The sequence below is a fragment of the Spirosoma sp. 209 genome (genome assembly GCF_002006735.1).
GTDB lineage: Bacteria > Bacteroidota > Bacteroidia > Cytophagales > Spirosomataceae > Spirosoma > Spirosoma sordidisoli.
Genome location: NZ_MVEC01000017.1, coordinates 1 through 14,664 on the forward strand (window position 1 = coordinate 1; position 14,664 = coordinate 14,664).

Consider the following 14,664-nt stretch of genomic DNA (forward strand, 5'->3'; position numbering starts at 1 on the left):
TCCGGCGGTCGAAACGGGGCCGGTCGCCGGCAGGCTGGTTGCGCCGGTCGGTAAAGGGCCGTTCCGGGCGGTCGTCGCGGCTGCGCTCGAAGCGGGGCCGGTCGGTATTGCGGTCATCCCGGCTCCGGTCGTTCCGATCAAACCGCTCGGGGCGGCTGTCGCGGTCGGTACGGGTACTGTCGGGGCGGTCGTTGAACCGGCGTTCGTTACCGAACCGGTCGGTTTTATTGGCGTACGAGCGGCCACCCCGGGGGTCTCCACTCCGGGAGTCTCCACCCCGGGAGTCTCCACTGCGGTCCGAAAAGCGGGGCCGGTCGCTGGTATTGTCTGTGCGTCGGGCCGGGCGGGGCCGGTCATTGGCGCGGTCGGCTGACCGGCGTTCGTCGTTCCGCTCAAAGCGGGGCCGATCTGTAGGGTTGCTATCCCGGTTGAAGCGGGGGCGTGATGCGTCATCACTGCCGCTGCTGCGGGAAAAGCGGGGCCGGTCGTCATCCCGACGACCGAATGAACGTTGCTCACCATCACGGCGCGGCTTTTGGCCGCCGGCTCTGTTCTGATCAAAATCCTGGTCCATGGAAAAATACAGTAAAGTGTACTGTTTTGCTAAGTAAAAAGCGCTGATAATCAGGCTGTATTGTTTGTACGGAGAAAAAAGGAGTGCAAAGTTACGGCTTTTCGCCACAACCCCTGCGAAGCCGTCTGAAGAGAAACGCATTTTATGACAAAAACAATCCAGAAGAGTCGTTAGTCGTTAGTCGATTAGTCGCTACACCCGAAAACTTCTGTCAACAACGTATTCCTTAGCACGCTTTTTATGTCCCGCCCGACACTCACCCCGCTCTACATACCCGACTCGCGTACGGCCAGTCAGTCACTGATGAAGAAATACATCGACTGGCTATTCGTCAAAAAAGGCCTCTACTTCCGCGACTACGACGATTTGTGGGACTGGTCAGTTACGGATCTCGAAGATTTCTGGGAAAGCATCTGGCAGTTTTTCGATGTGCAATCCCGAACGCCTTATACCCAGGTGGTGTATCGACCGACCGATGCCGACATGATCGGCACCGACTGGTTTACCGGCGCTACCCTCAACTACGCCGAACATATTTTCCGGCATAAGAGCAACCAGCCCGCTATCCTCTACGCAGCCGAAGGGCCCGAGTCGCGCCGGCAGCGGTTGCTGGCCCTGTCGTGGGCCGATCTGGAGTACCAGGTTGCGGCTGTGGCTGCGTATCTGCGGCAGCAGGGCGTTGGGGTGGGCGATCGGGTGGTGGCGGTGTTGCCCAATTGCCCCGAAGCGGTGGTTGCTTTTCTGGCTACCAACGCCATCGGAGCCGTTTGGTCGAGCTGCTCGCCCGATTTCGGGACAGCCAGCATCGTTGATCGGTTTCGCCAGATTGCGCCCAAGGTCCTGATCGCCGTCGATGGGTATCTGTATGGCGGCAAAGCCATCGACAAAACCGAGGCCATGCGTGAACTGCGCCGGAGTCTGCCATCGCTCCGGCAGGTGGTCTGGATGCCTTACCTGGACGAAACCAGCCAGCTCGAACGGGCCGACCTCTGGGAAGACGTACTGCAAACACCCGCAACCGACGGGCTGACCTTCGAGCCGGTACCGTTCAACCACCCGATCTGGGTGCTCTATTCATCAGGAACGACGGGCAAACCGAAGGCGATTACCCATAGCGTGGGCGGCTGCCTGCTCGAACACCTCAAAGCCCTCGGTCTGCATCAGGACGTACGCGTTGGCGAACGTTATTTCTGGTATTCGACAACGGGCTGGATGATGTGGAACTTCGCCGTCGGGTCCATGCTGGTGGGAGCTACGCTGGTGCTGTACGATGGGGCGCCGGGGTATCCGGATATGGATATTCTGTGGAGTCTGGCCGAGCAGGCCCGCATTACGCACTTTGGGGGCGGGGCGGCTTACTACCTGGCTTGCCTGCGCGCTGGCCTGAATCCGGCCGCTACGCACCGCTTCCCCTATCTGAGGACCATCGGCTCAACGGGCTCGCCCCTGCCAGCAGAAGGATTTCGGTGGATCTATGAATCGATCAAGAAAGATGTCTGGCTGATCTCGTTCAGCGGAGGTACCGACGTCTGTAGCGGGTTTGTGGGCGGTAACCCCATGCTGCCTGTTTACGAAGGCGAAATTCAGTGCCGGTTGCTGGGCTGTAAGGTAGAAGCGTTCGACGAGCAGGCCAGGCCGGTGCGGGGCGAACTGGGCGAAATGGTAATTCTGGAGCCGATGCCGTCGATGCCGATCTATTTCTGGAACGACCCCGGCAACGACCGATACCGTAAAAGCTACTTTGCCGATTACCCGGGTATCTGGCGACATGGCGACTACATCCGGATCACCGAGCGGAACGGGGTTATCATCTACGGTCGCTCCGACGCCACCCTTAACCGCGACGGCGTCCGGATCGGAACCGCCGAAATTTACAGTGCTGTAGAGAGCCTGCCCGAAATAGCCGATAGCCTGGTCGTAGGAGTCGAGCAGCCGGGCGGGCAGTATTTTATGCCGCTCTTCGTTGTGCTGCACGACGGTGTCGAACTGACCGACGAGCTGACCAAACGCATCAAACAAACCCTGCGCAGCCAGTTCAGCCCCCGGCACGTGCCCGACGCCATCTACCAGATCAGCGATGTGCCGTATACCATCAGCGGTAAAAAGCTCGAAACCCCCGTCAAGAAGATGCTGTCGGGTATGGACGCTACCCTGGCTACCAGCAAAGACACGCTGCGGAACCCGGCCTCGCTCGATCAGTTCGCCGAAATCGTGCTGAAACGGAACTAAAGCGTCAGTTGGGTCGGCCCAGGAGCTTCTCGGCAAAGTGCTCGTCGGCCAGCAGCTTCCTGATAATGTCGACGTCATCGTCGTTCAGCAGATCGCCAATGGTCAGTTGATACAGAGTGGCCAGGTCCTGCAGTTTAGCAATAGACGGCTGGGTCTGGCCACTTTCCCATTTGCAGTAGGCGGGCTGGGTCATACCGATAGTGAAGGCCACGTATTCCTGCGAGTAACCAAACAACTGGCGCAGCCGACGAAGCTTTTCCGATAGCACGTGCATAAAACAAGCGGTTTATAACGAAACGTAGCCGATCAGTCCATATGATGTAATCTAGATCATGTTTGTAGGCTATTTATACGACAGAAAACGGGCGTTCAGATTCCTTATAGAATAGGCTGCCTAAACCAGTCCAGCCTATGCCCGGCGCTGGAGTGGGAGTAACTGCTTGTAAACGGGTTGGTTAGATGGTCGGGGTTGCAGATCATTTTTTTTGCTTTCTGAGCCAGAGGGTGCTTATACCGATGGGTTATAAAATTATAACCGATGGCTATGAAACTATAAAAAGCCGTTATCAGAGCCTGTCCATTCATCCCCCACCTTTGTCACAGGCAAACGGCAGTCCGATGCGCGCAGTCAGCGGGGTCGGGTCGTCAGGAGTCCAGCGGAAGCCGAAAAGCTGATAGAGTAGGCACTTTTCTCAGTAAATCTATATCGTTATGAAAACGCTTGAAGTAGCACAATTCGGAATCGAAGAACTGACCAACGGAGAAATGATCAACAACCACGGCGGTGGCGACAGTACCAGCCTGCTCAATATCGGCTCCATTGCCATCGGCGATTTGGTAGATGTAAGTGGCAACAACGTACTGAGTGGGGATAACGCCCTGTTTAGCGGCAACAGCACCAGCCTCAGCACCGTAACCGACACCCTGTTCAGTTTTGTGTCGGGCCGCTCATAAGCGACGGCGCGTATCCTGGCCGGGTGGTCGGGGGTATTCATTCTTTTCACCATAAACTGTATCGGTATGAAAACGCTAGAAACAACCCAGTTTGGTATCGAAGAACTGACCAACAGCGAAATGATTAATAACCACGGTGGTGGCGACAGCACGAGCATCGGTACTATCGGCTCGCTGCTGGTAGCCGACCTGGTCAATATAAGTGGTAACAGCCTCCTGAGTGGCGACAACGCCCTGTTCAGCGGCAACAGTACCAGCGCCGACACCAGTACGAGCAGTAGCTTCGGCTTTCTGTTCAGCCGGTCGTAGGTAAGCGGATCGGGCCCCGCATAAGCCCGCCATAGTAATGTTTCAGCAGGGATTTCGCCCGGAAATACAGGAACCCGTTCCCTCGTTTCCGCTCATGGGCAAAATCCCTGCTTTTTGTTTTCCCGTAGGTACACACCAGGAATTTGCTCAACGCGACCATGAACGAAACCGATTTTTCCTATGGCCTCGTCACCTACCTGCCCCGGGTCAGCGTACGCAGCCAGATCATCTATACTACGGTACTCGGCGCCATCGTGCTCACCTTACTGGCCCTGCCGTTTATCTATGTCGACGTAACGGTACAGGCAAACGGACTGGTGCGGCCCGTCTCCGAACGCAGCGACGTGAAAGCTACCGCCGGAGCGGTTGTCGAAGCGGTGCTGGTTCGGGAGTGGCAGACTGTCCGAAAAGGCCAGCCCCTGTTCCGGCTCCGGTCCGAGCAGCTTCAGACGCGCCAGCAGTTGCTCGATCAGCAACGAACCGAGAAACAGGCGTTTGTTCGCGACCTAAGCCAGCTCACCACCCGCTCCTGGAAACAGATTGCCGGCCTGTCGGCTCCGCTTTACCGGCAGCAGTACAACCAGTTTCGGTCGGTGGTGGAAGAGAGCTGGAATCTGCAGGAGAAACGCCGTCGGGAGTACGAGACGGCCCGCCAGTTATACGGTCAGAAGGTCATTGCCCGGCTCGAATACGAAGACGCGCTCTACGCGCACAAAGCGGCTCTGGCCCGCTACAACACGCTGGTCGAGCAACAACGGAGTGACTGGCAAACCGATCTGACGCAGGTACGGCGCGATCTGAACAACCTCGAATCGGAGGCTAAGCAGCTGGCCGAGCAGGAAGAACTTTACATCCTGAAGGCCCCCGTCGGCGGAACTGCCAGCCAGCTGGGCGGGCGCTATGCCGGCAGCTACGTACAGCCCGGCGACGTGATGGCCGTGATTTCGCCCGATTCTACCCTCATCGTCGAAACGTACGTGCCGTCTAAGGATATTGGCCTGATCCAGCCCGGCCAGCCCGTTCGCCTGCAGGTCGATGCGTTCAACTACAACCAGTGGGGCTTACTCACCGGCCGTGTGATCGACGTAGCCAACGATTTCACCGTAACCAATGGCGAGCCTGTCTTTAAAGTCCGCTGCCAGCTGGACCGGTCGTATCTGTCGCTGGCCAATGGGTACCGGGGCCAGCTCAAAAAAGGCATGACGGTACAGACCCGTTTTCAGGTAGCCCGCCGGTCACTGTTTCAGCTCCTGTACGACAAAGCCGACGACTGGCTGAACCCGGCTGTCAATCCGAAGTCATCATCCACGAAAGATCTGGCGCAGCAGGAGGGCGGTAAAGCAGCATGAGCCAACTCACCCCACTCAAAACCCGCGCGTCGGCCTGGCTGGCGCGGCTCAAAGGGCTGACAACTGACACGATCAGCGCCCGCGTAAAGGTCAAACAACGCGACGTAACCGACTGCGGGGCGGCCTGTCTGGCTTCTGTAGCGGCCCATTACCGGCTGTTGCTGCCCGTTGCCCGCATTCGGCAGATGGCCGCTACCGACCAGAAAGGTACCAACGTGCTGGGTATGGTGGAGGCTGCCCAGAAGATGGGTTTTCAGGCCAAGGGGGTTAAAGCTACGGTAGAAAGCCTGTCCAAAATTCCACTGCCTGCCATCGCCCACGTAGCCATCCGCGACGGCGCACTGCACCATTACGTGGTCATTTACCGGATTACAGCCGAACAGATTACCGTCATGGACCCGGCCGATGGGCTGCTGCACCAGCTATCGCCCCAGGCGTTTGCGCAGGTCTGGACCGGGTTGCTGGTGTTGCTTATTCCGGATGAGACGTTTCGGGTAGGTAACGAGCAGGTGCCGGTTCTGCAACGGTTCTGGCAACTGCTGCAGCCGCATCGGTCGGTTATGCTCCAGGCCCTGTTCGGCGCGCTGGTATACACCATCCTGGGATTGTCGTCGGCTATTTACATTCAGAAGATCGTTGATAACGTGCTCGTCAACGGAAACCGCAACCTGCTGAACCTGCTGAGTGTGGTGATGATCGGGTTGCTGGTTCTTCAGGTGTTCATCAACGCAACCAAGAGTTTTTTCAACTTAAAAACCGGCCAGCGGATGGATGCCGCGCTGATTCTGGGGTATTATAAACACCTGATGACCCTGCCGCAGTCGTTCTTCGACACCATGCGGGTAGGGGAGGTCATCTCGCGAATCAACGACGCGGTCAAAATCCGAACGTTTATCAACGACGTAGCGCTTGGGCTGATCGTGAACGTGCTGATCGTACTGTTCTCGTTCGGACTCATGTTCACGTACTACTGGAAGCTGGCGCTGATTCTGGTACTCATCGTTCCGTTCTACGCGGGCATCTACTGGGTGGTGAACCGGTTCAACCAGCGTAACCAGCGGCAGCAGATGGAAAACGCGGCCGACCTCGAAGCGCAGCTGGTCGAATCGCTGAACGCTATGCCAACCATTAAACGATTCGGGCTCGAACAGTTTGCCAGCCAGAAAACCGAAGATCGGTTCGTCAGGTTGTTGCAAACGATTTTCCAGACCGGCAGCATGGGAATCTACGCCGGTAATGCATCGGAGTTCATTACCCGTCTGTTCACGATCGTGCTCCTGTGGGTTGGCGCGGGGTACGTACTCAGCAACGACCTGACGCCGGGCGAGCTGCTGTCATTTTACGCGCTGATAGGTTATTTCACCGGGCCAGCCGCCAGTCTGATTGGTGCTAACCGCAGCATTCAGGAAGCGCTTATCGCGGCCGACCGGCTATTCGAAATTATGGACCTCGATCGGGAGTCGAACGAGAACAAAGTGCAGCTCAAGCCCGACATGGTGGGGGACATCCGCTTCAAGAATGTCACCTTTCGGTACGGCACCCGGGCGCCCGTTTTCGACGACCTGAGTCTGATCATGCCGAAAGGAAAAATTACGGCCGTAGTGGGCGAGAGTGGCTCGGGTAAGTCGACCCTGCTGTCGCTGGTACAGGGGCTGTACCCGCTGCAGAGTGGCAACATTTTCATTGGCGAGTACGACATCCGGCACCTGCACGCCGACAGCCTCCGCCGGGTAGTGAGCGTGGTACCGCAGAAGATCGATCTGTTTGCCGGCAATGTAATCGAAAACATAGCCGTCGGCGAAGAAGACCCGGACATGCAGCGGATCCTGACCATATGTGGCCAGCTCGGCATTACCGACTTTATTGAGCGAATGCCGAATGGGTTTACAACTTATCTGGGAGAGAACGGAGCTACCCTGTCGGGCGGGCAGAAGCAACGTATGGCCATTGCCCGTGCACTCTATCGCGACCCGCAGATTCTTGTTCTGGACGAAGCTACTTCGGCTCTTGATTCAGCCTCTGAAAATTACGTTCAGCAGACGGTGCAGCTGCTCCGGAAAGCAGGAAAGACCATTATCATTATCGCTCACCGACTGAGCACCGTTCGTAAGGCTGATAAGATTATCGTACTGGAGCAGGGGCGGGTTATCGAGGAAGGGAAACACACAGAATTATTGCGCAATGGAAAGGCGTATTCGCAGTTCTGGCAGCAACAAACGGAGTCGGTGTAGATTAAAAAGTGATTAAAATATATAAGTATACTAGCCCTTTCTGGTATATGGGTAATTCGCGCTATGGCTTAAGTAAATAAAAGAATTGCGTTTGTATACAATATGCGGCTTACGTATTGATTATAAGCCCCCTGATAAATCAGGGGGCTAACATTTGGTAAAGTATGGGAGAGGCCGATGGCCGACTTCACTGGCTTTACGGACCGTCTAATAAATTTAGGGCACAAGAGTCCCCTCAACCCACCAAATTAAGCTGGGATTCAAGCCATAAGTAGGTTCGGTTAGCCGGATTAAAAGTTGTGGTTTTTTTATTAATCCGGTAACCGATAGAAATAGATACAGTCTAAACTTTCAAAACGCTCAATATATGGACCGTAAACACCGACTACTCATCGTGGACCAAAATCCGTACGTAGCCGATATTCTTGTACAAACGCTCCGCCAGGATTTTGCTATTACCGTAGCAAAATCTGGACAGGAGGCTGCCCAGCTGATTGTGCAGGGCTGCCGCTTTGATTGCGTACTTACCGAACTGAACCTGCCCTCGCTGGGTGGGCTTGAACTAACTCGGCTTATTCGTACCAACCGGCTAATGAGTCACATTCCGGTTGTTGCCCTCTCCGACGCTCATGACAGCAATACACGTATTCGTAGTCTTGAAGAAGGAGTTGACAACGTCATTCTGAAACCATTCAATCCACTGGAAGTAAAAGCAAAACTTCATGCTCTGCTACGGAGAACCGTATTCCCGGCTGAAGAAGGTCTTAAGCGACCCGTTCTAGCCCGGATGCAGCCACGGACCAATTTGCTCCGGCAGCTGAGATCACGCGTGATGTCTCTCATACTCTGAAAGAAAACGCGGTTGCTCAATGCCATTCTTCCTGATTATTAATTAAACGGTTTTGCAGCACTATTACCTGATATACTCACCCAATAACTTGCAAAATGTGTGCCAAAGTGTTGAACTCGGAATTGAAAAATGTAGTGACTCAGGTCAATTCCGTGAGTAAATCGTCCGATTTGTGTCTGATACTATCGGAAAATGGCACCGCTGCAACGCATAGGATAACCTCAATCGTCGGAAAGTACGGTCCGGTTGAGCGTTGTGAGAGCGTAGGTGAGTTCGAAAAAGGGCTATCGGAAGCGGTAGCCCTTAGCCTTATCATCGTGGATATAAGCTACGAAAAAGACGTAGCCAACCTGATCCGTACCCACGCCCGACATCGACTGGTGCCGGTTCTGGTGATGTCGTACTCAGCCGAACCCCGGCTATCGTCAGCCCTTTTTTCGAGCGGAGTAACTGATATTCTGTTACTTAGTGAAGGAGATGGCCGGCTCATCACTAAAGTTCAATATTACATCGATCTGAAAAAACGGATTCAGACGAATCAGCACGTTGAACGCACAGCACCGTTTCAGCATTTTCGGTTACCCTGGTGGAAACGCCTGATTGATATTGCCGTTTCGTCAATTGCCTTACTGATTCTATCGCCTTTGCTGCTGCTGGTAGCGATCGCTATTGTTATCGACAGTAAAGGCCCCGCTTTTTATATGTCAAAACGCGCGGGAACAAATTTCCGGGTGTTCAATATGTATAAATTCAGGACGATGAAGGTGCAGGCCGACCAACAATTGAACAGCATGGCCGCTAGCAATATCTATGCCAGTATTTCGGAGGAATCGCCAGCGCTAAGAGATTTGTCGGCGGGCGGAGAACGGCTGTGCACCGATTGCCAGCAGCAAGGAACCAGTTGCCAGCGACTGCTGATCGATCACAACCAGACCATCTGCGAGAAGCAGTACCTGCGGCAAAGTAATGAATCGGCTAAGTTTATGAAGTTCCGCAACGACCCACGCATTACCCGGCTGGGCACGTTTCTGCGGAACAGTAGTATTGATGAGCTGCCGCAGTTGGTAAATGTGCTGCTGGGCGATATGTCGCTGGTGGGGAACAGGCCGCTACCGCTGTACGAAGCCGAAAAGCTAACCTCCGACGAGTTTGCACAACGGTTTGCCGGACCGGCGGGCCTGACGGGTTTATGGCAGATAAAAAAACGGGCCAAGGGGCAGGGGCCCATGTCGGATCGGGAGCGAACCCTGCTCGATATTGATTATGCCAGCAGTTTCTCGTTCCGAACGGACGCGTATATTATATGGCGAACCTTTTTCAGCTTATGGCAGAAGGAGAACGTCTAACCCCCGCGTCTGCCTGCGTTTCTATTGTCACCATCAATTATAACCAGGCCGAAACGACCCGCGAGTTTCTGGAGTCAGCCCGTATGCTAACCTACCCGAATGTTGAAATCGTGGTGGTAGACAACGCATCTGAACCCGCTTTACTTACCCAGATCGACCCTGCCCGGTACCCGAATCTGAAGGTCGTGCGGAGCGATACGAACCTGGGCTTTACGGGGGGCAACAACCTGGGCATGGAACACGCGCGGGGCGACTATTTCTTTATCGTCAATAACGATACCGAGCTGGATCCGTCTGTCCTGGAAGCCTTGCTGGCACCTTTCGACCTGAATAGTCAGGTTGGTGTTACCTGCCCAAAAATCCGCTTCTACGATTCGCCCCGGCTGGTGCAATATGCCGGCTACAATCCGATGAATATGTACACGGGCACGGCGACTATAATTGGTTACAATCAAACCGACGACGGACGCTACGATCGGCCCGGCCCGACCAACTTTGCCCACGGCTGTGCCATGCTCGTGAGCCGGAAAGTAGTTGAGCGGGTAGGCCGGTTTGCCGATCGGTTCTTTCTGTATTACGAAGAACTGGACTGGTCGCAGCGCATACGCGATGCCGGTTTTCTGATTTATTACCAGCCGGAGGTTACGATTCTGCACAAAGAGTCGGTCTCGGTTGGTCGGGAAAGTCCGCTGCGCACCTATTACCTGACGCGCAACCGGATTCTGTATATGCGCCGTCACTGTTCGTTGTTTCAACGTTTGGTTTTTTATAGCTTCTTTGCGGCATTAGTGTTACCGAAGCACGTGATTTCGTATCTTGCAAGGGGGCAGTTTACCCATGCCCGTGCCTTCCTAAACGGCGTGCTGTGGAACGTCCGATCGGCCAGTGTCTCCCCGGTTTAGCCCCTTCATCTCCCCCCATGATCAGTACCCTCTACGACCTGACGGCCTACGCCTTTTTTCTACTGGTTTTTGTGGTTCTATATACATACATGGGCTATGGAGTACTGGCGTGGATACTGGTGAGCCTGAAGGCGCGGCTGGGCAAGTCGGCCGATTTGCCCGGTCCGGCCGGGTCGCTGCCGCTGGTGACGCTGGTGGTACCTGCCTATAACGAACGGGCTTACCTGCCCGAAAAGCTCCAGAACTGCCTGGCCCAGGATTATCCTTCCACCCAGCTTAACCTGCTTTTCGTGGTAGAAGGATCAACCGATGGGTCGGCGGAGTACCTGGAGCAGCGCCGGGCCGATCTGCCGAATCTGACCATACTGTCGGGGGCCGAACGGTTGGGGAAGGTAGCGGCCATGAACCGGGCCATGCAGCAGATCACGACGCCGATCACCATTTTCACCGATGCCAATACACATCTCAACCTGGAAGCGGTTAGTCGGCTGGTACGTCGGTTCAACGCGCCAACGGTAGGGGCCGTAACGGGTGAAAAACGGATCCGGCAGGCGGGCTTCGAAGCGGCAGCGGGCAGTGGGGAGGGGCTTTACTGGCGGTATGAGTCGTTCCTCAAAAAGCTCGACGCCGAACTGTATACCATTGTTGGGGCTGCGGGAGAGCTGTTTGCCATCCGAACGGAACTGTACGAACCCGTTGAGACGGATACGCTGCTCGACGATTTTATGATTTCCCTGCGCATTGCGGGCCGGGGCTATCGGGTGGCCTACGCGCCGGATGCCTACGCGCTCGAGTCGCCTTCATTTTCGGTTGGGGAGGAGATGAAACGCAAGGTTCGCATTGCTACGGGGGGCTTCCAGGCCATGAAACGACTGGCTTATCTGCTGAACGTGTTTCGGTACGGCTGGCTCAGCTTTCAGTACGTATCGCACCGGGTGCTGCGCTGGGCCGTTACACCGTTTTGTCTGCCATTGCTGCTGCTGCTCAACGTCATCATGCTGACCCGGCCCGACCCGGCTTCGACCCGGTTCTGGTGGTTACTGTTTGGGATACAGCTTGTTTTCTACGCAGCAGCCATGCTTGGCTACGTGCTGGAGAATCGGCAAACGCGCTGGAAACTCACGTTTGTACCGTTTTACTTCGTGTTTATGAACTGGTGCGTACTGCTCGGTTTCTGGCGTTATGGCAACGGCTCGATTTCGGGTGTTTGGGAAAAAGCACGTCGGGCCGCCTAATTTTTTGACTTTGTATGTTCGATCAATCGCTTTCTCTGGAAAACCTGTTCCGCGACAGCCGCTGGGTGTATGGCCTGATCGGGGTTGTCTGTGCGCTGATAGCCGGCTCGCTCCTGGGCGCTTACGGGATAATGGGGGCGCTGATGGCCGTTGGAGTACCGGTAGGGCTGCTGACGCTGGTGGGCATACTGCTCGAACCCCGCCTGGGCCTGCTGATTTACATCAACCTGAGCTTCATCCTGGGCTTCACCCGCTTTCTGCAAACCGAAGCCCCGCTGGGTATGTCGCTGGATGCTATTCTGTCGCTGACCCTGGTCAGTGTGTTTCTGAACGGGAAACGTATGGCCTGGTCGCGGCTCAAAAATCCGGTTTTTTACCTGCTCATTCTCTGGCTCACGTATACGCTGCTGGAGTATTATAACCCCGATGCGCCCGCCCGGCAGGCCTGGTTCTACCACATCCGGTCGTTTTCGATCAACTGGTTCTTTCTGGCCATTATCGTCTTCGTGGCTCCCATTACCCGCAGCGATATTCACACGCTGATCAGAATATGGGTAGGCTGGTCGGTGCTGGCGGCTTTCTGGGCGTTCAAACAGCAATACATCGGGCTGGCGGCTGCCGAACAGCGGTGGCTGGCCGAGGGAGCCGAGCGCACCCACATTCTCTGGGGCCAGCTACGAAGCTTCTCCTTTTATTCGGATGCCGGGCAGTTCGGGTCCGAGATGGCCGGCGTCACGCTGATCTGTCTGATCTTCTTTTTCGAGAGTAAACGCTGGCTCAACAAAATTGGCTACCTGATTCTGGCGCTGATTATGTTCTGGGGGTTTGCGGTGTCGGGTACCCGCAGCGCCTTGTTTGGGCTGCTGGCTGGTTACCCGGCCTACCTGTTTCTGATGCGGCAGCTGAAGCCGATTCTGCGCGGTATTGCGGTGGCAACGCCGGTGCTGCTGGTACTGGTGTTTACAAACTTCGGTGATTCTATTTACCAGATCTACCGCATACGCACGGCCCTGCGTCCTACCAAGGATGCGTCGTTCATCGTGCGGCTCGAGAACCAGGCCAAACTGCGGGCCTACCTGAAAGACCTGCCGTTCGGAGCCGGTATCGGGTCGTCGTCGGGGGCTGGGCAGCGCTTCTCTCCGAACCATTTTGCGTCGCAGATTCCGACCGATAGCTGGTATGTTCAGATCTGGATCGAGACGGGCCGGGTTGGGCTGTCGCTGTATCTGTTCGTACTGGCCGGCATTATCCTGACGGGCGTATACAAGGTCTGGCAGATTCGGGACGATCGATTACGGATTATCATGATTGCGCTGCTGGCCGAGTTCATCGGGATTGCCTTAGTGAGTTACTCGAACCCGATTCTGGGTCAGTTTCCTACCAGTACCATGCTATTCATCAATTCTGTCCTGTTTGCCACCGGCGAACGCTGGGACATTCCCACCCTCCCCAAGAAACCTCCTCTTCACCGCTATGAACCCCAACCTCTTCACAGACAACACTCCTTTTGACGGTATTGTCTGCATAGGCCAGACGTCGTGGGAGGGCAATTTTCAGAAGGCAGTCGTGCAGCTGATGACCGAACTCTCGGCCCGGCACCGGGTGGTGTTTGTCGATTATCAGTACACACTTAAAGACCTGGCCAAAGGGCTGACCGGCCGTACCGACATACCCGTACGGCCTATGCTGGGGCTGGCCCCCTCGCTCAACCGCAAACTGTTCGACAACGGCACCGAAGCGTATATCTGGCATCCGCCCGTTATGTTGCCCATCAACTGGCTGTCGGCGCGGTCGCATGATCGGGTGGTGCGCTGGAATGTGAACCGCCTGACGGCCGGACTCCGGACTGTGATGAAACAGCTGGGTATCAGCCGTCCGCTGGTCATCAACGCCTTCAATCCGGTGTTTGGTCTGCCCATGCTGAGGCAGCTGAACGAATGGGCCACTATCTACTACTGCTTCGACGAGATTACCATGTCGCGCTGGATGAGCCGCCACGGGGGGCGCTATGAACCGTTGTACCTGCAGGGCGTCGATGCCGTCGTGACCACCTCCGAAACGCTCCGGCAGTCGAAGTCGCTGCTGCAGCCCCGCACCTTCTGCGTCAAGAATGGGGTCAACTTTGAGCTGTTTAACAAAGCCCGCTCGTTTACCGACCAGACCGTGCCGGACCGACCGGTTGTCGGTTACCTCGGTACCGCTGATGATCGGATCAATCTGCCGCTGGTAGAGCACTGCGTTCGGACAATGCCCGACCTTGATTTTATGTTTGTGGGCGAAGTAAACGAACCCACGATCCGGGTTCAGCTGGCTCCGTATCCCAACGTAAAATTTGTTCCGCCCCACCAGCCAGCCGAGTTACCTCCACTCCTGGCCCGGATGAGCGCAGCCATGATTCCGTTTGTCTGTAACGAGCACACCTATACCATCTACCCGCTGAAGATCAACGAATACCTGGCGGCCGGGTTACCGGTGGTGTCAACCCCGTTCTCCCTGCTGGACGATTTTGCCGGTATCGTCGAGCTGGCCGACACGCCCGACGCCTTTGTGGCGGCCCTTCGGCGGGCGCTGGCCGATACCAGTCGGCAGCGGCTCGATCAGCGAATCGCGCTGGCCAGGGCCAATTCCTGGTCACACCGCTCCGAAGAATTTGAAGCCGTTATCAGACAGCTGCAGCCCGCCTGA

The 14,664-nt window shown here is 55.8% G+C and carries 12 protein-coding genes and 1 pseudogene; 11 read left to right on the top strand and 2 right to left on the bottom strand.

What is annotated here, in order from left to right; all coding sequences use genetic code 11:
- A pseudogene (locus B1C80_RS22440) lies at positions 1–574 on the bottom strand (hypothetical protein); the annotation flags it as partial.
- 240 nt (positions 575–814) lie between these two features.
- On the opposite strand from B1C80_RS22440, the gene B1C80_RS22445 reads away from it, so the two are divergent.
- Positions 815–2,803 (top strand): acetoacetate--CoA ligase, encoded by a 1,989-nt coding sequence (locus B1C80_RS22445; protein ID WP_077923466.1) that lies wholly within the window; start codon positions 815–817, stop codon positions 2,801–2,803.
- 4 nt (positions 2,804–2,807) lie between these two features.
- On the opposite strand, the gene B1C80_RS22450 is transcribed toward B1C80_RS22445, so the two are convergent.
- On the bottom strand, positions 2,808–3,077 hold the full coding sequence (locus B1C80_RS22450; protein WP_077923467.1) for a helix-turn-helix domain-containing protein: 270 nt from the start codon (positions 3,075–3,077) through the stop codon (positions 2,808–2,810).
- A gap of 437 nt (positions 3,078–3,514) precedes the next feature.
- Here B1C80_RS22450 and B1C80_RS22455 point away from each other — a divergent pair, with 437 nt between their 5' ends.
- From B1C80_RS22455 to B1C80_RS22500, 10 genes are all read left to right on the top strand, one after another.
- Entirely contained in the window at positions 3,515–3,757 is a 243-nt protein-coding gene (locus B1C80_RS22455) for a hypothetical protein (RefSeq protein ID WP_077923468.1), read from the top strand.
- A gap of 66 nt (positions 3,758–3,823) precedes the next feature.
- Entirely contained in the window at positions 3,824–4,066 is a 243-nt protein-coding gene (locus B1C80_RS22460; RefSeq protein ID WP_077923469.1) for a hypothetical protein, read from the top strand.
- A gap of 158 nt (positions 4,067–4,224) precedes the next feature.
- Positions 4,225–5,415 carry an HlyD family secretion protein gene (locus B1C80_RS22465; RefSeq protein ID WP_077923470.1) on the top strand — a complete coding sequence of 397 codons (1,191 nt, stop codon included), beginning with the start codon at positions 4,225–4,227 and terminating at the stop codon, positions 5,413–5,415.
- Positions 5,412–7,646 (top strand): peptidase domain-containing ABC transporter, encoded by a 2,235-nt coding sequence (locus B1C80_RS22470; protein WP_077923471.1) that lies wholly within the window; start codon positions 5,412–5,414, stop codon positions 7,644–7,646. The genes B1C80_RS22465 and B1C80_RS22470 overlap by 4 nt, the downstream gene beginning before the upstream one ends.
- Positions 7,647–8,013: 367 nt before the next feature.
- Positions 8,014–8,496 carry a response regulator transcription factor gene (locus tag B1C80_RS22475; RefSeq protein ID WP_077923472.1) on the top strand — a complete coding sequence of 161 codons (483 nt, stop codon included), beginning with the start codon at positions 8,014–8,016 and terminating at the stop codon, positions 8,494–8,496.
- Between the two features lie 317 nt (positions 8,497–8,813).
- The gene (locus tag B1C80_RS22480) at positions 8,814–9,842 is read left to right on the top strand and encodes a sugar transferase (protein WP_304442111.1); all 1,029 of its coding nucleotides are present in this window, start codon (positions 8,814–8,816) and stop codon (positions 9,840–9,842) included.
- A complete protein-coding gene (locus B1C80_RS22485) occupies positions 9,821–10,744 on the top strand; it encodes a glycosyltransferase family 2 protein (RefSeq protein ID WP_077923474.1) in 924 nt (307 codons plus the stop codon). Before B1C80_RS22480 ends, B1C80_RS22485 begins: the two co-directional genes overlap by 22 nt.
- 17 nt (positions 10,745–10,761) lie before the next feature.
- Positions 10,762–11,979: a glycosyltransferase family 2 protein gene (locus B1C80_RS22490; protein WP_139361712.1), complete on the top strand. Its 1,218-nt coding sequence runs from the start codon at positions 10,762–10,764 to the stop codon at positions 11,977–11,979.
- Positions 11,980–11,993: 14 nt separating this feature from the next.
- Entirely contained in the window at positions 11,994–13,490 is a 1,497-nt protein-coding gene (locus B1C80_RS22495; protein ID WP_077923475.1) for an O-antigen ligase, read from the top strand.
- Complete coding sequence (locus B1C80_RS22500) at positions 13,453–14,664, top strand: glycosyltransferase (protein ID WP_077923476.1); 1,212 nt, start codon at positions 13,453–13,455, stop codon at positions 14,662–14,664. The genes B1C80_RS22495 and B1C80_RS22500 overlap by 38 nt, the downstream gene beginning before the upstream one ends.

Excerpts from the sequence above, each read along its gene's own strand:
- B1C80_RS22460 (WP_077923469.1), top strand. The coding sequence starts at position 3,824 with ATGAAAACGCTAGAAACAACCCAGTTTGGTATCGAAGAACTGACCAAC.
- B1C80_RS22470 (WP_077923471.1), top strand. The coding sequence starts at position 5,412 with ATGAGCCAACTCACCCCACTCAAAACCCGCGCGTCGGCCTGGCTGGCG.
- B1C80_RS22450 (WP_077923467.1), bottom strand. The coding sequence starts at position 3,077 with ATGCACGTGCTATCGGAAAAGCTTCGTCGGCTGCGCCAGTTGTTTGGT.
- B1C80_RS22485 (WP_077923474.1), top strand. The coding sequence starts at position 9,821 with ATGGCAGAAGGAGAACGTCTAACCCCCGCGTCTGCCTGCGTTTCTATT.
- B1C80_RS22490 (WP_139361712.1), top strand. The coding sequence starts at position 10,762 with ATGATCAGTACCCTCTACGACCTGACGGCCTACGCCTTTTTTCTACTG.
- B1C80_RS22445 (WP_077923466.1), top strand. The coding sequence starts at position 815 with ATGTCCCGCCCGACACTCACCCCGCTCTACATACCCGACTCGCGTACG.
- B1C80_RS22495 (WP_077923475.1), top strand. The coding sequence starts at position 11,994 with ATGTTCGATCAATCGCTTTCTCTGGAAAACCTGTTCCGCGACAGCCGC.
- B1C80_RS22455 (WP_077923468.1), top strand. The coding sequence starts at position 3,515 with ATGAAAACGCTTGAAGTAGCACAATTCGGAATCGAAGAACTGACCAAC.
- B1C80_RS22500 (WP_077923476.1), top strand. The coding sequence starts at position 13,453 with ATGAACCCCAACCTCTTCACAGACAACACTCCTTTTGACGGTATTGTC.
- B1C80_RS22475 (WP_077923472.1), top strand. The coding sequence starts at position 8,014 with ATGGACCGTAAACACCGACTACTCATCGTGGACCAAAATCCGTACGTA.
- B1C80_RS22465 (WP_077923470.1), top strand. The coding sequence starts at position 4,225 with ATGAACGAAACCGATTTTTCCTATGGCCTCGTCACCTACCTGCCCCGG.